The organism is Streptomyces tendae, from assembly GCF_014650435.1.
GTDB lineage: Bacteria > Actinomycetota > Actinomycetes > Streptomycetales > Streptomycetaceae > Streptomyces > Streptomyces tendae.
This window is the reverse complement of the sequence record NZ_BMUY01000018.1, coordinates 120,073-141,158: the sequence shown is the minus strand read 5'-3', so window position 1 is coordinate 141,158 and position 21,086 is coordinate 120,073. Positions and strand designations below refer to the sequence as shown.

The 21,086-nt window shown below is 70.0% G+C and carries 28 protein-coding genes; 22 read left to right on the top strand and 6 right to left on the bottom strand.

Translation table 11 applies throughout. The features are described from left to right. Window positions 1–4 precede the first annotated feature (4 nt). From sufU to IE258_RS35265, 7 genes are all read left to right on the top strand, one after another. Window positions 5–475, top strand: coding sequence for a Fe-S cluster assembly sulfur transfer protein SufU (gene sufU, locus IE258_RS35295; protein ID WP_030868583.1), 471 nt, complete (start codon window positions 5–7; stop codon window positions 473–475). Then, window positions 472–804: a metal-sulfur cluster assembly factor gene (locus tag IE258_RS35290; protein ID WP_003976900.1), complete on the top strand. Its 333-nt coding sequence runs from the start codon at window positions 472–474 to the stop codon at window positions 802–804. The genes sufU and IE258_RS35290 overlap by 4 nt, the downstream gene beginning before the upstream one ends. 107 nt (window positions 805–911) lie before the next feature. Next, complete coding sequence (locus IE258_RS35285) at window positions 912–1,232, top strand: DMT family transporter (protein WP_003976901.1); 321 nt, start codon at window positions 912–914, stop codon at window positions 1,230–1,232. After that, window positions 1,232–1,825 carry a TetR/AcrR family transcriptional regulator gene (locus IE258_RS35280; RefSeq protein WP_189749933.1) on the top strand — a complete coding sequence of 198 codons (594 nt, stop codon included), beginning with the start codon at window positions 1,232–1,234 and terminating at the stop codon, window positions 1,823–1,825. Before IE258_RS35285 ends, IE258_RS35280 begins: the two co-directional genes overlap by 1 nt. Before the next feature lie 9 nt (window positions 1,826–1,834). Continuing rightward, complete coding sequence (gene dapD / locus IE258_RS35275; protein ID WP_189749932.1) at window positions 1,835–2,824, top strand: 2,3,4,5-tetrahydropyridine-2,6-dicarboxylate N-succinyltransferase; 990 nt, start codon at window positions 1,835–1,837, stop codon at window positions 2,822–2,824. Between the two features lie 336 nt (window positions 2,825–3,160). Continuing rightward, window positions 3,161–4,468, top strand: a complete 1,308-nt coding sequence (locus IE258_RS35270) for a hypothetical protein (RefSeq protein WP_189749930.1) — start codon at window positions 3,161–3,163, stop codon at window positions 4,466–4,468. Between the two features lie 411 nt (window positions 4,469–4,879). Continuing rightward, window positions 4,880–5,431 carry an HD domain-containing protein gene (locus IE258_RS35265; protein WP_153180427.1) on the top strand — a complete coding sequence of 184 codons (552 nt, stop codon included), beginning with the start codon at window positions 4,880–4,882 and terminating at the stop codon, window positions 5,429–5,431. Here IE258_RS35265 and IE258_RS35260 read toward each other — a convergent pair. Continuing rightward, a complete protein-coding gene (locus IE258_RS35260) occupies window positions 5,428–5,898 on the bottom strand; it encodes an NUDIX hydrolase (protein WP_189749928.1) in 471 nt (156 codons plus the stop codon). The genes IE258_RS35265 and IE258_RS35260 overlap by 4 nt on opposite strands. Before the next feature lie 51 nt (window positions 5,899–5,949). Next, complete coding sequence (locus tag IE258_RS35255) at window positions 5,950–6,681, bottom strand: XRE family transcriptional regulator (protein WP_189749927.1); 732 nt, start codon at window positions 6,679–6,681, stop codon at window positions 5,950–5,952. Window positions 6,682–6,833: 152 nt separating this feature from the next. Between IE258_RS35255 and IE258_RS35250 the strand changes: the two genes are divergently transcribed. The 10 genes from IE258_RS35250 to IE258_RS35205 all read left to right on the top strand — a co-directional run bounded on the left by IE258_RS35250 (window position 6,834) and on the right by IE258_RS35205 (window position 13,128). Beyond that, entirely contained in the window at window positions 6,834–7,190 is a 357-nt protein-coding gene (locus IE258_RS35250; protein WP_189749925.1) for an SCO3933 family regulatory protein, read from the top strand. 8 nt (window positions 7,191–7,198) lie between these two features. Then, window positions 7,199–8,548, top strand: coding sequence for an FtsK/SpoIIIE domain-containing protein (locus IE258_RS35245; RefSeq protein ID WP_373309973.1), 1,350 nt, complete (start codon window positions 7,199–7,201; stop codon window positions 8,546–8,548). Between the two features lie 44 nt (window positions 8,549–8,592). After that, a complete protein-coding gene (locus tag IE258_RS35240; protein ID WP_189749922.1) occupies window positions 8,593–9,258 on the top strand; it encodes a DUF2637 domain-containing protein in 666 nt (221 codons plus the stop codon). 21 nt (window positions 9,259–9,279) lie between these two features. Next, window positions 9,280–9,471 carry a mobile element transfer protein gene (locus IE258_RS35235; protein ID WP_189749920.1) on the top strand — a complete coding sequence of 64 codons (192 nt, stop codon included), beginning with the start codon at window positions 9,280–9,282 and terminating at the stop codon, window positions 9,469–9,471. 9 nt (window positions 9,472–9,480) lie between these two features. Next, window positions 9,481–9,636, top strand: a complete 156-nt coding sequence (locus IE258_RS35230) for a hypothetical protein (protein ID WP_063789674.1) — start codon at window positions 9,481–9,483, stop codon at window positions 9,634–9,636. A gap of 23 nt (window positions 9,637–9,659) precedes the next feature. After that, complete coding sequence (locus tag IE258_RS35225) at window positions 9,660–9,977, top strand: SpdD-like protein (protein ID WP_189749919.1); 318 nt, start codon at window positions 9,660–9,662, stop codon at window positions 9,975–9,977. A gap of 88 nt (window positions 9,978–10,065) precedes the next feature. Next, window positions 10,066–10,263, top strand: coding sequence for a hypothetical protein (locus IE258_RS35220; protein ID WP_189749917.1), 198 nt, complete (start codon window positions 10,066–10,068; stop codon window positions 10,261–10,263). Then, window positions 10,260–11,645 carry a replication initiator protein RepSA gene (gene repSA / locus IE258_RS35215; protein ID WP_189749915.1) on the top strand — a complete coding sequence of 462 codons (1,386 nt, stop codon included), beginning with the start codon at window positions 10,260–10,262 and terminating at the stop codon, window positions 11,643–11,645. The genes IE258_RS35220 and repSA overlap by 4 nt, the downstream gene beginning before the upstream one ends. A 2-nt stretch (window positions 11,646–11,647) precedes the next feature. Continuing rightward, a complete protein-coding gene (locus IE258_RS35210) occupies window positions 11,648–11,848 on the top strand; it encodes a helix-turn-helix transcriptional regulator (protein ID WP_153180436.1) in 201 nt (66 codons plus the stop codon). After that, window positions 11,848–13,128 carry a tyrosine-type recombinase/integrase gene (locus IE258_RS35205; protein WP_189749914.1) on the top strand — a complete coding sequence of 427 codons (1,281 nt, stop codon included), beginning with the start codon at window positions 11,848–11,850 and terminating at the stop codon, window positions 13,126–13,128. Before IE258_RS35210 ends, IE258_RS35205 begins: the two co-directional genes overlap by 1 nt. A gap of 50 nt (window positions 13,129–13,178) precedes the next feature. Here IE258_RS35205 and IE258_RS35200 read toward each other — a convergent pair whose 3' ends face one another. After that, complete coding sequence (locus IE258_RS35200; protein ID WP_189749958.1) at window positions 13,179–13,841, bottom strand: DNA alkylation repair protein; 663 nt, start codon at window positions 13,839–13,841, stop codon at window positions 13,179–13,181. A 120-nt stretch (window positions 13,842–13,961) separates the two neighbouring features. Then, on the bottom strand, window positions 13,962–14,150 hold the full coding sequence (locus IE258_RS35195; RefSeq protein ID WP_189749912.1) for a hypothetical protein: 189 nt from the start codon (window positions 14,148–14,150) through the stop codon (window positions 13,962–13,964). A gap of 120 nt (window positions 14,151–14,270) precedes the next feature. On the opposite strand from IE258_RS35195, the gene IE258_RS35190 reads away from it, so the two are divergent. Then, a complete protein-coding gene (locus tag IE258_RS35190) occupies window positions 14,271–14,549 on the top strand; it encodes a hypothetical protein (RefSeq protein ID WP_189749910.1) in 279 nt (92 codons plus the stop codon). Here the strand turns inward: IE258_RS35190 and dapA are convergent. Next, window positions 14,534–15,457, bottom strand: a complete 924-nt coding sequence (dapA, locus tag IE258_RS35185) for a 4-hydroxy-tetrahydrodipicolinate synthase (protein ID WP_189749909.1) — start codon at window positions 15,455–15,457, stop codon at window positions 14,534–14,536. The two genes, IE258_RS35190 and dapA, sit on opposite strands and share 16 nt — an antisense overlap. Window positions 15,458–15,638: 181 nt before the next feature. On the opposite strand from dapA, the gene IE258_RS35180 reads away from it, so the two are divergent. The 3 genes from IE258_RS35180 (at window position 15,639) to IE258_RS35170 (ending at window position 17,400) form a co-directional block, all read left to right on the top strand. Beyond that, window positions 15,639–16,058, top strand: coding sequence for a phage holin family protein (locus tag IE258_RS35180; RefSeq protein ID WP_087810006.1), 420 nt, complete (start codon window positions 15,639–15,641; stop codon window positions 16,056–16,058). Further along, a complete protein-coding gene (locus IE258_RS35175; RefSeq protein ID WP_159326527.1) occupies window positions 16,055–16,519 on the top strand; it encodes a DUF3618 domain-containing protein in 465 nt (154 codons plus the stop codon). The genes IE258_RS35180 and IE258_RS35175 overlap by 4 nt, the downstream gene beginning before the upstream one ends. A gap of 173 nt (window positions 16,520–16,692) precedes the next feature. Continuing rightward, complete coding sequence (locus tag IE258_RS35170) at window positions 16,693–17,400, top strand: antibiotic biosynthesis monooxygenase (RefSeq protein WP_189749907.1); 708 nt, start codon at window positions 16,693–16,695, stop codon at window positions 17,398–17,400. 31 nt (window positions 17,401–17,431) lie between these two features. Here IE258_RS35170 and IE258_RS35165 read toward each other — a convergent pair whose 3' ends face one another. After that, complete coding sequence (locus tag IE258_RS35165; protein ID WP_189749905.1) at window positions 17,432–19,273, bottom strand: DUF8508 domain-containing protein; 1,842 nt, start codon at window positions 19,271–19,273, stop codon at window positions 17,432–17,434. A 216-nt stretch (window positions 19,274–19,489) separates the two neighbouring features. Between IE258_RS35165 and IE258_RS35160 the strand changes: the two genes are divergently transcribed. Beyond that, window positions 19,490–20,917, top strand: coding sequence for a hypothetical protein (locus tag IE258_RS35160; protein WP_189749903.1), 1,428 nt, complete (start codon window positions 19,490–19,492; stop codon window positions 20,915–20,917). Window positions 20,918–21,086: the final 169 nt, after the last annotated feature.

Here is a 21,086-nt window from a genome sequence, read left to right as displayed (position 1 = left end):
GAGCATGAAGCTGGACTCCATGTACCAGGAAGTCATCCTGGACCACTACAAGAACCCGCACGGGCGGGGCTTGCGGGATGGCGACGCCGAGGTCCACCACGTCAACCCCACCTGCGGGGACGAGATCACGCTCCGCGTGAAGTACGACGGCACCACGATCAGCGACGTCAGCTACGAGGGCCAGGGCTGCTCCATCAGCCAGGCGAGCGCCTCCGTGCTGAACGACCTGCTGGTCGGCAAGGACCTCGCCCAGGCGCAGCGGATCCAGGAGACCTTCCTGGAGCTGATGCAGTCCAAGGGCAGGATCGAGCCCGACGACGCGATGGAGGAGGTCCTGGAGGACGCGGTCGCGTTCGCCGGGGTCTCGAAGTACCCGGCCCGGGTCAAGTGCGCCCTGCTGAGCTGGATGGCCTGGAAGGACGCGACCGCCCAGGCGCTGGACGGCGCCGACGCCGAGAAGGAGACGACGGCATGAGCGAGACCCTGGAGATGAAGCCGGCCTCGGAGGAGGAGCTCCGCGAGGCCCTGATGGACGTCGTGGACCCCGAGCTGGGCATCGACGTCGTCAACCTCGGCCTGATCTACGGCATCCACGTCGACGACGCGAACATCGCCACCGTCGACATGACCCTGACGTCGGCGGCCTGTCCGCTGACCGACGTGATCGAGGACCAGGCCAAGTCCGCCACGGACGGGCTGGTCAGCGAGCTGCGGATCAACTGGGTCTGGATGCCGCCGTGGGGCCCCGACAAGATCACGGACGACGGCCGCGAGCAGCTGCGCGCGCTGGGGTTCAACGTCTGAGTCACACCACACCGGCAGCACGGTTTCGGAGAACGGCGGCACCTTCGGGTGCCGCCGTTCCTCGTGTTCGCACCCGCCCGCGCCCGCCGTTATGTACGCTCGTACACATGGGATATCTGCTCCTGGCCGGAGCCATCGCCGCCGAGGTCGCCGGCACCACCGCCATGAAGTACAGCGAGGGTTTCAGCAGGCTGGTGCCGTCCCTGCTGACGGCACTGGCGTACGTCCTCTCCTTCGCGCTGCTCGCCCAGACCCTGAAGATCCTCGCCGTCGGCACGGCGTACGCGATCTGGGCCGGAGTGGGCACGGCCGCCATCGCCACCATCGGCGTGGCCTTCATGGGCGAGGGGATGACCCTCACCAAGGCCGCCGGCATCGCGCTGATCATCATCGGCGTCGTCGTCCTCAATCTGGGCGGGGCGCACTGATGCCCCGCCGTCACGACCCGGAGCGCCGCCAGCGCATCATCGACGCGGCGATCAGGGTCGTCGGACAGAAGGGCATCGCCGGCCTCAGCCACCGCACGGTCGCCGCCGAGGCGGACGTGCCGCTCGGCTCCACGACGTACCACTTCGCGACCCTCGACGATCTCATGGTGGCCGCCCTGCGCCAGGCCAACGAGGGCTTCGCCAGGGTCGTCGCCGCGCACCCGGCCCTCTCCGACCCCGAGGCCGACCTGCCCGGCGAACTCGCCCGCGTCCTCGGCGAGTGGCTGGGCGGGGACCGCACCGGCGTGGAGTTGGAGTACGAGCTGTACCTCGCCGCCCTGCGCCGCCCCGCGCTGCGCCCGGTCGCCGCCGAGTGGGCCGAGGGCGTGGGCGCCCTGCTCGCCGCCCGCACCGACCCCACGACGGCCCGCGCCCTGGTCGCCGTGCTCGACGGCATCTGCCTCCAGGTCCTGCTGACGGACACGCCGTACGACGAGGAGTACGCCCGGGAGGTGCTCACTCGACTGCTCCCCGTGCCCGGCACCCGAGACGCCCCCGGTCCCGGCTCGCTTCCACCGGCGACCGCCGGTTAGGTTGCCCTCATGACCGACACGACTGCTCCCCGCACCACCGGCGCCGTGGCCGCCGGCCTCGCCACGATCGCCGCCGACGGCACCGTCCTCGACACCTGGTTCCCGGCCCCCGAACTCTCCGACGAGCCCGGCCCCTCCGGCACCGAGCGCCTCACCGCCGAGCAGGCCGCCGAACTGCTGGGCGGCGGCGCCACCGCCGCGGTCGGTCCGGACGCCCGCCGCGGCGTCGAGGTGGTCGCGGTCCGCACGGTCATCTCCTCGCTGGACGAGAAGCCGGTCGACACCCACGACGTCTACCTGCGGCTGCACCTGCTCTCGCACCGCCTGGTCAAGCCGCACGGCCAGAGCCTGGACGGCATCTTCGCCCACCTCGCCAACGTCGCCTGGACCTCGCTGGGCCCGGTCGCCGTCGACGACATCGAGAAGGTCCGCCTCAACGCCCGCGCCGAGGGCCTGCACCTCCAGGTCACCTCGATCGACAAGTTCCCGCGCATGACGGACTACGTCGCCCCCAAGGGCGTCCGCATCGCCGACGCGGACCGTGTCCGCCTGGGCGCGCACCTTTCCGCGGGCACCACGGTCATGCACGAGGGCTTCGTCAACTTCAACGCCGGCACGCTCGGCACCTCGATGGTCGAGGGCCGCATCTCCGCGGGCGTCGTCGTCGGCGACGGCTCCGACATCGGCGGCGGCGCCTCCACCATGGGCACCCTCTCCGGCGGCGGCAACGTCCGCATCGTCATCGGCGAGCGCTGCCTGGTCGGCGCCGAGGCGGGCGTCGGCATCGCCCTGGGCGACGAGTGCGTGGTCGAGGCCGGCCTCTACGTCACCGCGGGCACCCGCGTCACGATGCCCGACGGCCAGGTCGTCAAGGCCCGCGAACTCTCCGGCGCCTCCAACATCCTCTTCCGCCGCAACTCGGTCACCGGCACGGTCGAGGCCCGCCCGAACAACGCGGTCTGGGGCGGCCTGAACGAGGTACTGCACAGCCACAACTGATCACGGACGGCCGTGACCTGCGGCTGCCTTATCGATCAACGCCCTGACCTGCTGCCGAGCTGTCGGCACTTGTCGACGTTGGTCAACACTGAGCGCCCTTCCACGGCCCCATGACGGCCCCGGGAGGGCGCTCGTGGTTCAGCCGCTCCTCAGCTTGATCAATTTCCCGATCGCGCCGGGTGGGGCATGAATGAGGAGGATCTCTGCGGGGCCTCGGTCTCTGACGCGACCTCAACTGTCAGTGGTGCGGGCTACCCTAGAAATGCGCAGGCACGAACAAGCCACGTTCGCCCCCCCACACCTCGCGCGACGGCACGTCAGTTAGCGGAGGCATCGATGAGCGTGGACAGCCTTTGGTCCAAGATCGACCTTTCGGTTAAGAGTCCCCCTGGCCAAGGTGTGACCGGAGAGGTTGCAGAGCCTGCCGCTGAGGACAGATTCAAGCCATGGGCCAAATGGAAGGTGCGCCTTCTTGACCTGATTGGTTCTGCTGTCTGGATCTACGTAATCATTAAGCTTTTCGTCTTCGATATCGACACATACCTGATTGAGGAGTTCGTTCCGGACCTTGCAGGTGCTCTCGATTATCGATTCCTTTTCATTGGGGGAATTTTTGTTTTGCTCGTCCTTTTCTCTAAGGGGCGGCGACTTAAGTATCTCTATGTAACCTTCTTTCCCTTGGTAGTCTCGTTCTGGAAGATTCCCAAGTGGTTCTACAAGGCTAAGAGTTGGATCGCAGTCTTCACGTTCCTCAACGTGGCTGCAACGGCGTTTAGGTATCTGAAATGGAACGTTACTACTAGGTTCCTTGCTCTCCTCTCCCTTGTAGGAGTAGCCGCATCGGGTAATCATGTAATTCTGGCGATCTGTGCGGCTTATCTGGGGCTATATTTTATCCTTTTGATGGCTCGAACTATTTGGTTCTCGATCAAGCCCTCTCATTTCCTAAAGTCTCAGCAGACGTTGATCGACAAAGTTTCGAGCGCGTCATTTGTCGCTCAAATCACCTCGGTCAGTGCCGAGTTGAAGGATTCGAGTCTAGAGAAGTTCAGTGCGGCGCAGCTCACTACCTTTCAGTCGAACCTCGGTATGGCAGTGCTGTGCAGTCGAGCAACTTACTACTGGGCATACCAGCTTGAGAAGTATCGCACCAGTGCGGCAGCCTTGGTGCTGAGTGCTGTCGCGTACGCCAGCCTTTACGTGCAGGGTGTTATCGTCTTCTCGGTGATCAACTGGGCGCTTTTCAAGATGGATCCTGCGGCCTTCGCGTACTCGGATGCCCCGTCATTCCTTCAGGTGGCGTACTATTCACTCTTTCATGGGGCGGGCTCTGCTCTTTCTCCGGTTTCTTCTGTGGCGGTTGCTGTTAAGATCGCAACCAATGTAGTAGCGCCCCTCTTCATCACTGCTCTCGTTACCCAGTTCCTCATCAATCGCCGACAGGTGGAGCAGGACGCAGCGGCGGAAGAAGCTGTCAAGAAGATCAAGGCTGCAGGTGCAGAGCTGGAGAAGAGGTTTAGGCAGGAGTACGAAATCTCGACGGAGGAAGCTATCACGCGGTTGCAGGAATTGGGTGAGAATTTCTTCCTCACTGCCATCACGGCTATGTCCTCTCAGCTACCGCCTGATTACGATTCCGAGTAGTGGCGCAATGTAGAGGTCGGTGGAGCGGCTTTGGGCTGGAGCTGCTTTGGGGCGAGTGATCTTGGCCCCGTAAGCTGATGGCGAGTCGGGCAGTCTGTGGACCTGCCCGTTAAAGCACGACGTTGGGGCCAAGATCTTAGAGGCTCGCCCCAAAGTGGCTGCCTAAAGCCGTGGAGCCGACCGCCCCAGCCACAGAGGGTTTCTCCCCACTTCATGCCCGCAGCCGCCGAGCGCGCCGCCGGGCGCGGCCAGCCGGGGCGAAGACAGGAGGCGGGCCGCGCCGTAGAGGCGGCGCGCGCCCGCGCCGTGCGCGGGCCTTGATGAAGTAGGGAAAGTTCTACCGCGTCCATGATCCGGAACGGACACTCCCGGGCTGTCGGCTACGTGCCCGTCTCGGCTACCGTGCGACCTATGCCCTCTGGATTGGACACGCCCCAAGGCGCGGCCGAACTGGCCGAGTCGCTGTTGCCCCCGCTCGGGAACCGCTGGCTGCACACTCAGGCCGTCGCGGCTCGTGCCCAGGAGGCATCCGCGGCTGTGCCCGAGGAGGATCGCGACCTGCTCGTCGCTGCGGCTTGGTTGCATGACCTCGGCTATGCGCCTGAGCTTCGCGACACAGGGTTCCACCCGATCGATGGTGCGCGGCATCTCGAATCGCTGGGGGCGCCTGCACGACTCGTGCGCCTGGTCGCTCACCACTCCGGGGCTGTCTACGAGGCCGAACAGCGCGGACTGACTGCGGAGCTGGACGTCTACGAGCGGGAAGACTCACCGGTCCTGGATGCCTTGATCTACGCAGACATGACGACCGGTCCGGCCGGGCAGTCCTTCGACTTCGATCGACGCATTGACGAGATCCTGGAGCGGTACGCGGAGGGCAGCGAAGTGCACAACGCGATCAGCAAGGCGCGTCCGTACCTCGGGGCCGCCGTCGAGCGGACGCGCGCTCGCCTCGCTGGCTAGCCGATGTGGGGAGCGGTCTCGTCGGACAGGCCGTGATCGATCCGCATCCGCATCGACGGGTGGATGTTCAGGCTGTCGAGTCGGCTCGGGTCCACGAACGCCACCTCCTTGCTCTCGCTGCTCGTGCGCAGCTCGCCGCCGACGATGCGGGCCCGGAAGCAGATGGAGAACTGTTGGCGGACCTCGCCATCGTCGTACGCCATGACGTGAGCCGGGTTGGTGTAGATGCCGACCAGGCTCGTTACCTCGACGTCGAAGCCGGTCTCTTCCTTCGTCTCCCGTACGGCGGCGTCGGGGGCCGACTCGCCCACGTCGACTCCGCCGCCGGGCAGGGCCCAGAGGTTGTTGTCGGTCTTGTGGATGAGCAGGACTTCCCCGGCCTCGTTGACCGCCACCGCGGTTACTGACGGGACGATGCTGTTCGCCTTCGGGGCGTCCGGGTCGTTGAAGTAGTCGATGCGGGCCATGGGTCAAGCCTCGCATGTCCGGGGGGCGGTGGCCGTTGTGCCGGCACCCCCCTACGCGGGGCCTCCGCGCTCCCAGGCGTAGTCGAAGCTGCGCATGTAGTGCCGGAACGTCCGGGCTCCTGGGATGTACCGGAAGTGCAGGACCGGGTTCTGTCCGGCCGGTGCTCCGAGGACATGCGGGTTCACCAACACGTCGTCGTCGAAGCGGTAGATCGAGTTGTAGAGGATCGTGTCGTGCAAGCGGACCTCGACGCCGGGCGTCGTCATCGCCGGTTCGAGGTAGCGACGTGTGATGCGAGCGCGTGCGGCCAGGTCGCCGCCGATGCCCTCCTCATCGCCACGCTGGCGGACCATTTCGGAGTCGGGGTCTCCCAGGAGGATCCGGATCTGTGCTCCGGCCTTGGCCTTCTCCGCCAACTGGTCCGGCAGGTCCGGATGGCTGTCGAAGAGGAACAGTCCCGCGTACACGAGGACGTCTACCTGGTCCTTGGCCTTCTCGATCAGCGATGACCACAGGGTGGTCGGCACGGCTCCCCGGTGCGGGTAGTACGTGATCAGTTCTGACGTGCTCGCGGTCTCCGCCTGCTTCTGCACGCTGGGCCAGATGTAGACCTCATCGACGCCCAAGAAGCTCGCGGCCTTCCAGCGGTGTCCCCGGTGCGGCGTGCGGTCCGTCGTGATCCACCGTTCCACGCTCTTGGGGTCCACTCCGACGTGCTGAGCCACAGACTGGATCGTCTCGTCCTTCGCTGAAATCGCCGCGCGCAGACGCTCGTTCGCCATGACGTGTCCTCCCCTGGGACGCCGTAGGGACGTTTTGACGATAGCTCAGACGTCCCTAAACGTCCATACGGACCGTGATGCGTCCACTACCTCTCGCGGTCTCCTGATCTCACCGCCGCATTGCGGCTCAACTGAGAACAGGAGAACAGACGATGCGTCAGATCCCCGTCGACACCTCCACCGCCACCGTGATGGTGGCCCAGTCCCCCGAGCCGAAGATCCGTGACCGCCGTACCGGCGAGATCGCCACCGACGCCGAGACCGGCGCGACCCTGATGACCGTGAACGTGATGTTCGCCCTCAACGGCGACGTCGAGATCCTGAGCGTCACCGTGCCGGAGACCGGCGTCTCCGGAGAGCTGACCATGGGCACGCCGGTCGCCCTCACGGGGCTGACCGCCCGACCGTGGGAGAACGAGTTCAACGGCCAGAAGCGGCACGGGATCGCCTTCCGCGCGGTCGCCGTCACCTCGCTCGCCGCCGACATGTCGAAGTCGAAGGCGGCCTGACCGTGACGATGCTCATCGTCCTTCTGGTGCTGGTCGCCGCCGCTGCGGGACTCCTGCGGTGGCGGCGCCCCGCCTGGTTCTGGCTGACCTTCGGGGTCACCTTCGCGGCCCTTCGGGTCCTGGTCCGATACGGCTCGGTCATGGAAGCCTGCGGCCTGACGGTTCCCGCCGCCCGCTGGCGCATCGGCCTGGCCCGGATGACCAACCGGCCCGTCCCCGGCCCTCGCGCCCCGCGCATCCTCCGGGTGCGACCGACCCGGACCGGCCTGGTGCTCCGGCTCAAGCTCCGGCCCGGTCAGGACGCCTTCGACGTGGCCGCGTCGTGCGACCGGCTGCGGCACTCGTTCGCCGTGTACGGTGTCACCTCTCGTGAGCTGCGCTCCGGCGTGGTCGAAGTGCGTATGACCGGCTATGACGTGCTCAAGCGCGTGCAGATGCCCGCCGTGACCGAGTCCCGTCTGATGCGTGTTCCGGTCGCCCTGCGCGAAGACGGCTCGGTCCACTTCCGCGACTACCGCACGGTTCCGCACGCGCTGACGCTCGGCGCCACAGAGTCCGGCAAGTCGGTCTATCAGCGCAACCTCGTCGCCGCCCTCGCCTCACAGCGGGTCGCCCTGGTCGGTATCGACTGCAAGCAGGGCGTAGAGCTGTTCCCGCTGGCTCGTCGCTTCTCCGCGCTGGCCGACAACCCCGACTCCGCCGCCGAACTCCTCGACGCGCTCGTGTCCCACATGGAGGACGTCTACCAGCTCATCCGTGCCGAACAGCGGATCACCGCTGACGTGCCGGACGCTGAGATCGCCGCCGATATCTGGGACCTGCGCGAGGACCTGCGCCCGATACCCATCGTGGTCCTGGTCGACGAGGTGGCCGAACTCGCCCTCTTCGCGACCAAGGACGAGGAGAAGAGGCGGGACCGGATCATCACCGCGCTCGCCCGTCTCGCCCAGCTCGGCCGCGCTGCCGGCATCTACCTCGAAATCTGCGGACAGCGGTTCGGCTCCGAACTCGGCAAGGGCATCACGATGCTCCGTGCCCAGCTCACCGGGCGTACGGCACACCGCGTCAACGACGAGTCCAGCGCCAACATGGCCTTCGGTGACATCGCTCCGGATGCCGTGCTGGCCGCGATCCAGATCCCCACGGACACGCCGGGCGTCGCCGTCACGGGTGACTCCACGGGCGGCTGGGCTCGTATCCGTGCCCCGCACACCTCGCTGCGGCAGGCCGTGAACATCTGCAACCGGCACGCCGACCTGACCCCGGACGTCCCCGCTCTGGCTCCCTTCCGGCCCGCGCTCGGCGCTCCCGCTCCGGCCCTGGCGCCCGCCGTCGAGTCCGCTCCGGCTGCGGCCTGAGACCGCCCTCTCCCTGGCCTGACCCTCGCGAAGGAGGTGACGACATGACCCGCTCGATTCGCCCGGACGCCGTTCTCGTCCAGGCCGTGATCGCCGGTGCCCTGTCCTTCGCCCACCTGCACGACCTCGCCGCCGCTGCCGGGCAGACCGGTTGGAAGGCATGGGCCTACCCGGTCAGTGTCGACTTGCTGTTGGTCGCGGCCTGGCGACGACTGCGCAACGACGGGCCGTCCCGGCTGGCCTGGTGCTGGTTCCTCATCGCCCTGGTGGCCTCGCTCGGCGCCAACGTCGCCACGGCCGGGTTCCTCGACCTGGAGCACCCGCCCGCTCTCCTCCGGCTCGGCGTCGCCGGGTGGCCTGCCCTCGCCTTCCTCGGCGGCACGCTGCTCGCCCACGCTCCCAACTCCGCCACCGAAGACCGGACGCCGGTTCCGTCGCCGCCCACGGCGGCCTCCGCCTCGGACCCCGGCCCGGACCCCGTTCCCGCCGCTGAGCCTGAGCCCGTCTCGGCCGCTGACGACACCCCGGCTCTCCCGGCCGCTGAGCCTGCTCCCGCTGTTGCGGTTCCGGCCGCGCTGGTCGACCACGCCCGCAAGGTCGCCGCCGACCACGAACAACGGACCGGTGCCCGAATCGACACCGACACGCTTCGCGCTCGCCTCGGCGTCCCCGCGCCCATGGCCGATGCCATCGCCGCGCAACTCGCCTGAACCGAGAGGAGATCACCCGTCATGCCTGCCCGCGACTTCTTCCACTCCGTGATGCGCATCGGACCGGTGCAGATCGGTACCCACCGCGACCGCCACGGCCAGACCAAGCACGCCGCCGTGTGCAGCTCGGACGGCTGCGGCTGGTCCGCCGACTACACCAGCCAGTCAGCTGCCCAGCTCGCCGCCCGCACCCACCGCTGCAATGTCCGCTAGGAGGCCGTGATGGACGTCCCGCTCTGGTTCGCCCTGCTCTGCGTCGGAGTCCTCGGCGTCAAGCTCATCCGCCCGCCCTGGTGGCTCATCGGCGTACTCCTGCTCGGCGGGTTCCTCCTCGCTGACAGCGTCTTCGCCCCCGCCGTCGACGGCTTCGTCAAGTAGCTCACTCAGAAGGGAGATCGCCCATGCTGCGTCCCAAGGTCCCGACCAACCCCGGGCCCACGGGCTTCGTGTCCCCGCCCGCCGTCATCGAGCCAACCGCCGTCGTCCCGAGCGTCCCGGTCCCGCCGCCCGACATGGCGGCTCCGGCGCCCGCTCGTCCCACGGTTCAGCTCACGCCCGGCTCCGTGCTCGCCCTCGTCGGTGGCGGCACCGCCGTGGTCCTCGTCGTCGGCGTCGTCCTCGTCTCGATGCTGCTCGCAGTCGCCATCACCGGCGCCTCGGTCGCCGTGTGCGCCGTCGTCCTGCGCTCGCTGCTCGCCTCTGAGTCCAAGCGGCGCTGACCGGCCCCCGGAGCGGCCTCAACCGCCAAGTCTCGTCCGCTCCGGGCGCCGTCCCTGTCCGATCTCTCAACCGGAAGGAACCTCCATCATGACCGGCTCCGCCCCGGCCACCGCCGCATCCCCGCGGATCTGCCCGAACTGCGACGGCTTCGCCGCCGTCGCCGTATCCTCCGGTGACCGCGACGCCTCCGGGCAACTGCCCACGCTCGCCGTCGACTGCCCGGCCTGCCACGGTGCCGGCACACTGCCTGCCTCCGTCGCCCAGTTCGCCGGGGGTCGCGCATGACCAACCCCGCGACCTTCGCGGGCCTGGACCCGGTCACCCTCTCCGACACGCTGAGGGTGGCCGGGTCTCCGGGCTTCGACCGCTGGCAGGACCAGGTCCGCCGTACCGGTGGCTGCGCCGATCCGGTCCACCTGTCCGGCTGGGTCATTCACAAGGACAAGACGACCGGCGAGACCCTGCACCACTACTCCACCGAGCATGAGCCGGGCGGACGCCTCCGGGTCGCGTGCGGGAATCGCCGTGCTTCTCGCTGCCCGTCCTGCGCCTGGACCTACGCGGGCGACACCTACCGTCTGATCCGCGCCGGGCTCGCCGGAGACGAGGACAAGGACATACCTGCCACCGTCCGGAATCACCCCCGCGTCTTCGCCACGCTCACGGCGCCCTCATTCGGCCCGGTTCACAACCGGCCCCATCACGGACGTTGCCGTTGCGGGACCCGGCACCCCTCGGACGACTCCGCCCTCGGTACTGCGCTGGACTCGGAGACGTACGACTACGCGGGCAGCGTCCTGTTCAACAACCACGCCGGGGACCTCTGGCAGCGATTCACGAACCGTCTCCGGCGCGAGATCGCTGCCCGCGCGGGCCTCACGCAGCGAGAGCTGAAGGAGTGCGCTCGCCTCTCGTACGGCAAGGTCGCGGAGTTCCAGAAGCGGGGTGCCGTGCACTTCCATGCTGTGATCCGCATCGACGGGGCCGAGGGGCCTGACTCCGCGGCTCCGTCCTGGGCCAGCACGGAGCTGCTCAGTGATGCGATCCGGGCCGCTGCCCATCACTCGTACACGACCGTCAGTGTCCCCGCCTCGGGGGACCAGCCTGCCCGTACGTTCCGGTGGGGTCGCCAACTCGACGTCCGGCCGGTGAAGGCGTTCGGGGACGGCTCCGATCTCACTGAACAGGCCGTGGCCTCGTACGTGGCGAAGTACGCGACCAAAGCCGCCGAGAACACCGGAACCCTTGATCGCCGGGTTGGCGAACTCGCCGAACTCGACCGTCACGGCGTCCCGGACCACGCCCGGCGCCTGATCACCGCATGCCGGGATCTGGACGGGCTGTACCCGGACCGGCGGCTGTGGGCCTGGGCTCACATGCTCGGCTTCCGGGGCCACTTCTCCAGTAAGAGCCGCCGCTACTCGACCACGCTCGGCGCCCTGCGGCAGGCACGCGCCGACTTCCGCGCCGCGCAAGAACGCGAAGTCCTCGCACTCGAAGACCGCGAGCCTGACACCGTCCTCGTGCTGGCCGACTGGCAGTATGCCGGGCACGGTCACACCCCTGGTGAATCCGCCCTCGCCGCGACGATCGCCCGCGATCTGCAAGGCAACCGCGAGACCGCTCGCGAAGCTCTGGCAGAGCTGCACGCCGAGGGGGAGTGGTGACCATGCCGACTCGGCTGCCTGAGCGTTACCTCACGCCGGAAGACCTGGTCCAGCTCTTCGACCTCCCCAGCGTCGAGACCGTCTACCAGTGGCGGCGAAAGCGCCTGGGTCCCCGCGGCTTCCGGGTCGGCCGACACCTGCGCTACGACCCGAAGGACGTGCAGAGCTGGGTGCAGTCCCGCATGAAAGGGGCTGCTGCCTGATGGCCGGGCATGTGCAAGACCGCTGGTACAAGAACGTCCCGGGCCCGGACGGCAAGACCGTCAAGGTCAAGACCGAGCGGTACGGCGTCGGGCACCGCTACCGCGCCCGGTACATCGCGCCGGACGGTTCCGAGAAGTCGAAGAGCTTCCCGGACAAGCAGAAGCGCAAGGCTGACGCCTGGCTGTCCAACATCGAAGCCGACATGTCGCAAGGGCGATACATCGATCCTGCGGCGGGTGCGGTTACCTTCGGGCAGTACGCCAAGGAATGGATGGCGGGGCTCACGATCGACCCGGTGACCCGTGAGAGCGTCGAGATCCGGTTGCGGGTTCACGCCCTGCCGTATCTCGGTGACCGGCCCTTGGCGTCCTTCCGGCCCTCGCACCTCCGCGCCTGGATGCGCCAGCTGGAGGAGACCGGGCGGGCCGCCTCCTACCGGCGGTCCATCTTCGCCAACGTGTCCGCCGTCTTCACGGCCGCTGTGGAGGACCGGGTCATCGCCGAGAACCCCTGCCGGGCTCGCTCGGTGCGGGCGCCTGCCCTCGACGGGCGCAAGGTCAAGCCGTGGTCGGTCGACCGGGTCATGGCCATGCACGAGGCGCTGCCGGACGTCTACCGGGAGATGGTGTCTCTCGGGGCGGGCTGCGGTCTCCGGCAGGGTGAGATCTTCGGCCTGGCGGTCGAGGACGTCGACTTCCTTGGTGGAGTCCTGCGCGTCACTCGGCAGGTCAAGCTCATCCGTGGTGTTCAGGCGGTCTTCGGGCCGCCCAAGGGTGGCAAGGAGCGCCATGTGCCGCTGCCTGAGTCGGTCGCCGCCGCGCTGGAGGCGCACATCACCAGGCATCAGCCGGTGGACCTCACCCTGCCGTGGAAGACGCCGGACGGGCCGCCCGTCACGGCCTCGCTGCTGTTCGTCAACGCGGGGCGCCAGTCACTGCACCGGACTCGGTTCAACCGGGCCGTGTGGCACCCGGCGCTCGTCTCTGCCGGCATACCCCTCGGCCGTGAGAACGGCATGCACGCGCTGCGCCACTTCTACGCCTCCGTCCTCCTGGACGCGGGGGAGAGCATCAAGGCCCTGAGTGAGTACCTCGGTCACCACGACCCGAGCTTCACGCTCCGCACCTACACCCACCTGATGCCGAACAGCGAGACGCGCACCCGGGCCGCCGTCGATCGCGTCCTTCGCGGCCCGGAGCACCCCCAGGACGGCCCCGATACGGCCCACGGCCCGGACCAGGCGTCTGACCTGGAGGGCGATCAGAACAGCCACAACTGAGCCGACGCCGGTTTGCCGAGCGCCCTGTCCGGTCGGTGTGGGGAGGGCGCTCAGGTGGTTGTGGGGGTGGGCTTCTCCTGTTGGCGGCGCACGATCTCCGTGATCCAGACGGGGGCGTACGGGGAGGTGCAGCCCGGGGGAGTGGGGTAGTCCTTCAGGACGCCGAGGCGCTCGCCGATGGCGAGGGCGCGGGGGCGGTGTTCGGGGTGGTCGATGCCGATCTGGGCCAGGCAGTGGTTCATCGCCCACTGCAGGCGGTCCGGGGCGTCCTTCATCTCGGACTCGACGGTGTCCAGCAGGGCCGTGAAGTCTAGACCCGCCGGCTTCTTCGCCACGCGTTCGGTGGTGAGCGCCCAGCCGGCGCTCGCGACCACCGGATCGGGGTCGGCGGTCCAGGCCACGCGCAGTTCCTCTGCGTGCGGGTTCTTCTTCGCCACGTAGTTCACCAGCCAGTCGTGCACCTTGGGGGTGCGGGCCCGGCGCAGCATGGCGTCCAGTTCGTCGCGGTCGTAGGACTTCGGGCGGCAGACCAGGAGGGCCAGCAGGCGGGCGGCGGTGTCGTCCGTGGCCCAGAGGTCGCGCGCGAGGCCGGGCTGCGTCTTGAGGCGCTTCGCGAGCGCGCGCAGCTTGGTGAGGTTCACGCCGTGGTCGTCGCCGTGCTTCTCGTTCACGGCCCGGATCCGCGGGTCCTCGAGCCCGGCCAGCTCGGCCATCACCTCGCGAACCGTCGGCCCCGTGGGCGTCCTCTCAGGTGTCTTGTCCCGCGTCTTCTCCGGCACCCCGGCTCCTCCTGTCGCCCCCTGTCGGCATCGCGGGGGCCCAGCCTACGGCGCTCACCTTTTCAGGGCCCGGTACCTCTTGAGCAGTGCGCTGACGCGGGCCTGGTCGGCCGCGCCGTTCAGTTCGGTCAGGAGGTCGTCGGGACACAGTTCGTAGAGGTCGCCCCACCAGCGGCGGCCCTTGTTGTCCCAGATCCGGTATCCGCCCGGGACGCCCCGGGCCACGTAGCGTCTCCTGCTCATCGCGGGCAACCGTAACCCGCACGTACGGATGACCGCCCGTGACTTTCCGGTGGGCCGGGCGGATGAACGGGTGGACGCAGAGTCCGATCAGACGCCGATCCGACGAGACGAGGACCTGGGATGACGCCTGAGAGCACGCCCGAGAACACGCCCGAGACGCCGAACGAGCGGGTGCGGGCCGTGGCACGCCGCCTGCTGGCCGGGGCGGGGGCCGCGGTGCTGGTGTGCTGCGGGTCGGTGTGGGCCGCGGGAGCCGCGCACGCCGACGAGACGACGACCGGCTCGCACAACGGCCCCCGCGTGGGGCTCCTCAACGTCCACGTCGGCCAGATCGACGACCCCGCGGAGGACGTGCTGGAGCACACCCTGCTGTTCGGCGACGGCTACGCCTGGGACTGACCGGAGGCGGCGGCCAGTTCCTCGTAGGCCGCCAGCAGACCGGCCGTGGCCGTCGGGTCCGCGGGCCGCAGCGGCGTGCGGACCGGGCCCGCCGGCAGGCCGAGCGCGCCGAGGAGGGCCTTGGCGGTGACCGTGCCGGGCAGACCGGCCGCCATCATCGACTCGACGAGCCCGATCGCCCGCCGCTGGAGCAGCGCGGCCCGGCCGGTGTCGCCCGCGTCGAAGGCGTCGAGGACGGACCGGAACAGTCCCGGCACCACGTTCGCCACGGTGCTGACGCAGCCCGCGGCCCCGACCGCGTACAGGGCGAGGACCTGCTCGTCGCAGCCCGCGTAGTACGCCAGGCCGGTGCGGGACAGCACCTTCTGGGTGCCGAGGAGGTCATAGGCGCAGTCCTTGACCGCGACGATCCGCGGGTGCGCGGCGAGCCGGACGACGGTGTCGGGTTCGATGCGGGTGCCGGTGCGGCCCGGGATGTCGTAGAGCATCACGGGCAGGCCGCTCGCGTCGGCGACCTCGCTGAAGTGCGCCTCCAGGGCGTCCTGCGGGGGCCTGCTGTAGTACGGCGCGACCACCAGCAGTCCGTCCGCGCCCGCCTCTTCGGCGGCCACGGCCAGTTCAGCGGTGTGCCGGGTGTCCGCGGTGCCGACCCCGGCGACGAGTGCGGCCCGGTCCCCGACCGCCTCCCGCACCGCCGTCACCAGCGCCGCCTTCTCGGCGTCCGTGGTGGTCGGCGACTCGCCCGTGGTGCCGGACAGCACCAGGCCGTCACACCCCCGGGAGACCAGGTGCTCGGCGAGCCGCCGGGCGCCGTCGAGGTCGAGTGCGCCGGACTCGGTGAAGGGCGTGACCATGGCGCACAGGGTGCGGCCGAAGGGGGCGGCGGGGCGGTCGTCGTCTGTCGTCATGGGAGTAGTGTCGGCGGGCGGACAGTGTAGCTCCACTTAATTCTGCTACGAGGTATTTGTAAGGAATGCTTCAGTGCAGGGGGCTGCCCGGGTGTCGGCGACGGCGCGGGGGCCGGCAGGGGTAGCGCCGCTCGGCCCGGGGTACCCGGGGTGCTCCGAACCGAGAGGAGGCGGGAACACCGTGACCGGAACCATGCACACCAGGCCGGTGCACGACGAGCAGCACTCCGTGGGCGAACTCGTCGGGCAGGCCACCGAACAGCTCTCCCGGCTCGTGCGCCAGGAAGTGGCCCTCGCCAAGATGGAACTGGCCGAGAAGGGCAAGCGGGCCGGGCGCGGCGGCGGCATGCTCGGTGCCGCGGGCGCCATCGCCTACGTGGGCCTGTTCGCCCTGGCCGGCACGGCCACCGCCGCGCTCTCGCTGGTACTGCCCGTCTGGGCCGCGGCGCTCATCGTGACGGCGGCGCTCTTCGTGATCGCCGGCGTACTCGCCATGACCGGTCGCGCCCAGCTCCGCCGGGCCGTGCCGCCCAAGCCCGAGGAGACCCTCGGCAGCGTCAGGGCCGACGTCGACCAGATCAGGGAAAGGGCACATCGATGACCGACGCGACGAGCCGGGACGGTTCGAGGAGCGGCTCCACCGCGCAGCCGGTCGGCGGGGCGAAGGGCCCCGACGAGCTGCGCAGGCAGATCGAAGAGACCCGCGGCCAGCTCGGCGACACCGTGGAGGAGCTGGCGGGCAAGGCCGACGTGAAGGGCCGCGCCAAGGCCCGGGCCGCCGACCTGAAGGACAAGGCGGGCGCCATGGGCGTCCAGCTGCGCAGTTCCGCCGCGCACGCCGGGCACACCGTGCAGGACAGGGCGGGCCGGGCCGGGCACACCGCGCACGACAAGGCGGGCCGCGCCAAGGAGGCCACGGAGCGGCACGCGCCGCCCGGGCGGGCACGCGGCGCGGTACGGGCGGGGCTCGGGCACCCGCGGATCGTGCTGGTCGCCGGGGCGGCGGCGGGTGTGGCGGTCGCGGCGAGCCTCGTGCGGCGCCGGCAGCACGGGGCCTGCTGAGCGCACGCCCGGGAACGCGGCGCGGCGAGGGGCTCCGGGCGGGGCCCCTCGCCCCATGCGTTTCCGCCGGTACCGGAAGGGCTTGACCTCAACCTTGGTCGAGGTCGGAGGGTGGTGCACGCACCCGGACGAGCGGGTGCGTGCACCGACGACCCCGATCACTGGAGGCCGGCATGACCCGCCGCACCGACGCCCACCCCGACCTCGCCCGCCCCGACGCCCTGGCGCCCTTCTTCAGCACCTGGCGGGTCGGCACCCCCGAACGGCAGCGGCAGACCGTCGACGCCATCGCCCGTACCTGGGAGAGCCGGCCCTGGCCCGCCGAAGACCTGCGCGGCTACCACGTCTACACCGGGCACGACGGCAGCACGCTGCTGCACCACTCCCAGTGGGCGAGCGAGCAGGCGTACGAAGCCTTCGTGAAGACCCACCGGCAGGAGCGCGTCGACGAGATCGACACCGCCGTGCCGGGCATCGAACGGCTGGGACTCGGCAGGTACCGCCGCTACCGCAGCGCGCGGCGCGAGGACCCGGCGGCCGCCGTCGTCCCCGGCTGCATCGTGATCGTCGAGGTCGAGTTCGAGGGACCCGACCCCGACCGTCAGCGCGCCTGGGTGGACGCCGTCTTCGAGGCCCTTCAGAGCGAGCCGAACCTGCGCCCCGGGGGCCTCTCCGCGCACTTCCACCTCAGCACCGACGGCACGCGCGTGCTCAACTATGCCGAGTGGGAGAGCGCCCAGGCCCATGTCGACGCCCTCGCCGCGCCCGGGGACGGTGTCGGCTCGTCGACATCTCAGTGGCAGCGGGTGCAGACCTGGCCGAGCCTGAAGAGCAGCACGGTCAACCGCTACGACCACGTGCTGGGCCTCGTGCCCCGCTGAAGCCGCTGCACCCGCCCCCACCGCCGGCCGGTTACGGACGGAACCGCAGCACCTGCGGGTCGTGGTCGCTGATCTGGTCGTGGAACTCGGCGTTGACGTGCACGCTGTCGTAGGACAGGTGTCCGGCGCGGCGCACCGAGGGGCTGACCAGGATCTGGTCCAGGACCTGGCTGTTTCCCTGGTAGACGTACGAGTAACGCTCGCTCCTCGGCAGCGACTTCACCGCCGACCACAGGGCGCCGTCGTCCTCCAGGACGCGGGCGGTCTCGGAGAACTCGAAGTCGTTGATGTCGCCGAGGGCGACGACGTCCGCGTTCTTCTGGGCGGCCAGGATCTCCTTGACGAAGGTGTTCACGACCTTCGCCTGGGCGTGGCGCTGGGTCTCCGAGCTGCGCGACGGCGGCTGGTACTGCGCTGTCAGACCCTGGTCGCCGCCCTTGGAGTTGAAGTGGTTGGCGATGACGAACACCGTCCGGCCGCGGAAGACGAACTCGCCCGCCAGCGGCTTGCGGCTGTCCTCCCAGGCCGGGTTCGCCGGGTCGACCCGGCCGGGGGAGAGGGTCAGCGCCGCCTTGCCGCGCGCCTTGCGCACCCCGGTCGCGGTGGTGGCGTCGCCGCCCGCGCGGTCGGTGAAGGAAACCCGCTCCGGGTTGAACAGGAACGCCTGGCGGATGTTGCCGCCGGGCTCGCCGCCGTCCGCCTTGTCCACCGGGTCGATGCCCCGCCACTCGTAGCGCGGTCCGCCGGCCGCGACGATCGCGTCGATCAGCTTCCCGACCGTCTCGTCGGCCGTGACGGTGCCGTCGTCGGTGGCGCCGTTGTCGTCCTGGATCTCCTCCAGCGACACGATGTCGGGCGACTTCAGGTTGTGCACGATCGTTTCCGCGTGCGCGGTGAAGGTGTCGTCCGACGGGTCGAGGTTCTCGACGTTGTACGTCGCCACCGCCAGCTCGCGCGCGCTCTGCCGACGCGTCGACTCGCGCTCGGTGCCGCCGCTCTCCAGGGCGCCGATCTCGCTCGCGACCAGCGTGTAACCGCCGTACTGGTTGTAGTCGAGCGGTCCCGCGGTGGTGCCGGCGAGCGTGTCGCCCACGTCGGCGACGGGGAAGTCGGCCGGCTTGCCCAGCGACTGGATCTGCAGCCGGCCGGTGTTCCGGTCGTCGTAGGAGCCGTAGACCGTGCCGCCGCGGCGGTTCGGGTTCTCCCAGGGCTTCACCGTGACCCACAGCTCGGTGTACGGGTCCGAGGCGCCCACCACGCGGGCGTCGGCGACCCGGACGTTCATGCCCTCCAGGGACTCGTAGTAGTCCAGGGCGTACGTCCTCGGCCGCAGGGTCAGGCCGTTGACCGAGCCGTTGGCCGCCCCGTCGCCCTCGGGGGCGTACGCGCGGGGCACGGAGCGGGCGGAGACGGTCGTCGCGGCCGGGAGGGCGTTGCCGCCCGAGACGACGGTGACCGTCGGGCGGGTGATCTCCGTCAGCGACTGGTTCCCCGAGGACGTACCGCCGGGGACGTACTCCGAGACCGTGCCGGAGACGGTGACCGCGTCACCGACGGCGACCTCGGGAGCCTTGTTCGTGAAGACGAAGACGCCCTCGCTCGTGGCCGGGTCCGCGTCCGGCCGCGGGTCCTGGATCCAGAAGCCCTTGGAGGAGCCGTAGCCCCGGACGCCGGTGACGATTCCGGCCACGTCCGCGACCTGCCGGCCGGCGTACGGGGACAGCCGGGTGCTGCCCTGGATGTCGTGGATCCGCACGGCGTCCGCCGCTGCGGAACCGGCGTGCGCGGGCACGGTGAGGACGACGGTGGACGCCGCCGAGCAGACGGCGGCGACAGTGAGCGCGGCGAGGCGCGCGGAGGACTTGCTGGCCAACGGATCCCTCCGGGGATGTGACGTGGCGCGGGACTCTACGCGCGTCAATCTCCTGCTTGCTCCGGCCAGTTGTCAAGGTTTCGGCCATGTACACCACCCGTCGGGGAGATGAACCGGGCGGCATGGGGCGAAACCCGTCTAGGCTGAGCCGTTGAGCCGTACGCGGTCCCGACCCGGCCGTACGGCGGTCAAGAGGCGCGCGAGGAGAAACATCCGATGTCAGACAGCTCCACCCTGCCGCCCGCACGGCTGCGCCCCGAAGCGGAGCTGGCCCGCGACGCGCTGTCCGCGCCGGTTCTCGCCAGGGCCGCGCGGCTGGCCTGCTGGGCCGGTCCGGACACCCGCGTCGACGCCGGAGGCGGACTCGTCGAGGAGCAGCTGCCGGCCGCGGCCGAGCAGCTCGGGCTGAGCGGGGACGACGCCGCCGCCTACGCGAGCGAGGCATGGCGGATCGCCGTGGACACCGGTCTCGTCGAGATCACCGACGAGGAGGCGGGCACCGTGGCGGCGGGCGAGGACCTCGCCCTGCTCACCGGCGGCTCCCCCCAGGACGTGCTCGGCGTGTGGCTGACCGCCCTGGAAGCGGTACTCGCCGACGCGAGCGTGCCCGACCTCGACGACCTGGTCGACGCGATGGCCGAGGGCGGCGAGGTCGACCTGTCCTCCCTCGACTGGGACCCCGACGCCGAGTCCGAGTTCCTCGACGGCGTGCTCGGCAACCTCTACCTCCTCACCGTCGGCGAGGACGGCCCCGGCGACGCCCCGGTGCCGCTGCCCGCGCTGGCCGCCTCCGTGATCGTGCCCAGCGACATGGGCGAGCCCAGCAACGAGGTCCTGGAACAGGTGTCGGACGCGATGATGCGCCTGGACGACCAGTTCCGGCTGCTCGAACCGGTCGGCCTCGTCGAGTACCAGCCGGTCGACGAGGCGCTCATGGCCGACGCCGACGAGGAGCCCGCCGCCCCCGTCGACGAGGCCGACGTCACCCGCTACGGCATGGTGCGGCTCACCCCGCTCGGGCTGTACGGACTGCGCGCCCGGCTCCTGGACGCCGGCTTCGAGGCCCCCGCCGTGGGCGACCTCGCCGACAAGGGCGCCGACGCGCTGCTCGACGGCACCGCCCCCTTCCCGCCCGCCGCGGCCCACGCCGAGACCGAGCTGTGGCTGGCCGGGCGCGGCCCGCTCGACGCCGCCCGCGAACTGCTCGCGGCGGCCCGCGGCTCCGACCCCGGCGCTCCGCTGCGCCGGCTGCGCTGCCAGCAGGCGCTCTCCCTCGTCGGCGGGGAGGCCGAGCCCGCGCTGCGGGAGGTCCTCGACGACGCCGAACTGGGCGGCCTCGCCCGGGTCTGGCTCACCGAGCACGGGGCCCGGGACGTGCCCGCACCGCCCCAGGAGATGGTCTTCTGGCTGACCATCGACACCGTGGCCGCCCAACTCGCCGCCGAGGGCAACTCCGAGGAACTGCGCGCCCTGGTGGAGGGCCTCGCGCGCCAGCACAGCGGGTTCTTCGACACGGTCTGGCGGGTCGAGCACCCGGCCACGCCGGACGTCCTGGAGGCGATGGGGCGGCTGCACCCCGACAAGAAGGTGGCCAAGGAGGCCCGCAAGGCGGCGTTCAAGGCACGCTCCCAGCAGGGCGGCTGAGCGCCGTACCGCGGCGCACGGGGCGGGGCGGGGGAACCGAGGGCGCGAGAGGTCTCCGCCAGTTCAACTTCCGTTCAGGCGCCGGCGGGATCCCCGTTCAGGCACGGGCGGAACCGTGACGCCGGATCGAGGTCCGCCACCCTCCACGGCTCGCCCACCGTCACAGGAG

Bases quoted from the DNA above. Each gene is read 5' to 3' on its own strand.
- sufU (WP_030868583.1), top strand. From the start codon at position 5: ATGAAGCTGGACTCCATGTACCAGGAAGTCATCCTGGACCACTACAAG.
- IE258_RS35290 (WP_003976900.1), top strand. From the start codon at position 472: ATGAGCGAGACCCTGGAGATGAAGCCGGCCTCGGAGGAGGAGCTCCGC.
- IE258_RS35285 (WP_003976901.1), top strand. From the start codon at position 912: ATGGGATATCTGCTCCTGGCCGGAGCCATCGCCGCCGAGGTCGCCGGC.
- IE258_RS35280 (WP_189749933.1), top strand. From the start codon at position 1,232: ATGCCCCGCCGTCACGACCCGGAGCGCCGCCAGCGCATCATCGACGCG.
- dapD (WP_189749932.1), top strand. From the start codon at position 1,835: ATGACCGACACGACTGCTCCCCGCACCACCGGCGCCGTGGCCGCCGGC.
- IE258_RS35270 (WP_189749930.1), top strand. From the start codon at position 3,161: ATGAGCGTGGACAGCCTTTGGTCCAAGATCGACCTTTCGGTTAAGAGT.
- IE258_RS35265 (WP_153180427.1), top strand. From the start codon at position 4,880: ATGCCCTCTGGATTGGACACGCCCCAAGGCGCGGCCGAACTGGCCGAG.
- IE258_RS35260 (WP_189749928.1), bottom strand. From the start codon at position 5,898: ATGGCCCGCATCGACTACTTCAACGACCCGGACGCCCCGAAGGCGAAC.
- IE258_RS35255 (WP_189749927.1), bottom strand. From the start codon at position 6,681: ATGGCGAACGAGCGTCTGCGCGCGGCGATTTCAGCGAAGGACGAGACG.
- IE258_RS35250 (WP_189749925.1), top strand. From the start codon at position 6,834: ATGCGTCAGATCCCCGTCGACACCTCCACCGCCACCGTGATGGTGGCC.
- IE258_RS35245 (WP_373309973.1), top strand. From the start codon at position 7,199: ATGCTCATCGTCCTTCTGGTGCTGGTCGCCGCCGCTGCGGGACTCCTG.
- IE258_RS35240 (WP_189749922.1), top strand. From the start codon at position 8,593: ATGACCCGCTCGATTCGCCCGGACGCCGTTCTCGTCCAGGCCGTGATC.
- IE258_RS35235 (WP_189749920.1), top strand. From the start codon at position 9,280: ATGCCTGCCCGCGACTTCTTCCACTCCGTGATGCGCATCGGACCGGTG.
- IE258_RS35230 (WP_063789674.1), top strand. From the start codon at position 9,481: ATGGACGTCCCGCTCTGGTTCGCCCTGCTCTGCGTCGGAGTCCTCGGC.
- IE258_RS35225 (WP_189749919.1), top strand. From the start codon at position 9,660: ATGCTGCGTCCCAAGGTCCCGACCAACCCCGGGCCCACGGGCTTCGTG.
- IE258_RS35220 (WP_189749917.1), top strand. From the start codon at position 10,066: ATGACCGGCTCCGCCCCGGCCACCGCCGCATCCCCGCGGATCTGCCCG.
- repSA (WP_189749915.1), top strand. From the start codon at position 10,260: ATGACCAACCCCGCGACCTTCGCGGGCCTGGACCCGGTCACCCTCTCC.
- IE258_RS35210 (WP_153180436.1), top strand. From the start codon at position 11,648: ATGCCGACTCGGCTGCCTGAGCGTTACCTCACGCCGGAAGACCTGGTC.
- IE258_RS35205 (WP_189749914.1), top strand. From the start codon at position 11,848: ATGGCCGGGCATGTGCAAGACCGCTGGTACAAGAACGTCCCGGGCCCG.
- IE258_RS35200 (WP_189749958.1), bottom strand. From the start codon at position 13,841: ATGGCCGAGCTGGCCGGGCTCGAGGACCCGCGGATCCGGGCCGTGAAC.
- IE258_RS35195 (WP_189749912.1), bottom strand. From the start codon at position 14,150: ATGAGCAGGAGACGCTACGTGGCCCGGGGCGTCCCGGGCGGATACCGG.
- IE258_RS35190 (WP_189749910.1), top strand. From the start codon at position 14,271: ATGACGCCTGAGAGCACGCCCGAGAACACGCCCGAGACGCCGAACGAG.
- dapA (WP_189749909.1), bottom strand. From the start codon at position 15,457: ATGACGACAGACGACGACCGCCCCGCCGCCCCCTTCGGCCGCACCCTG.
- IE258_RS35175 (WP_159326527.1), top strand. From the start codon at position 16,055: ATGACCGACGCGACGAGCCGGGACGGTTCGAGGAGCGGCTCCACCGCG.
- IE258_RS35170 (WP_189749907.1), top strand. From the start codon at position 16,693: ATGACCCGCCGCACCGACGCCCACCCCGACCTCGCCCGCCCCGACGCC.
- IE258_RS35160 (WP_189749903.1), top strand. From the start codon at position 19,490: ATGTCAGACAGCTCCACCCTGCCGCCCGCACGGCTGCGCCCCGAAGCG.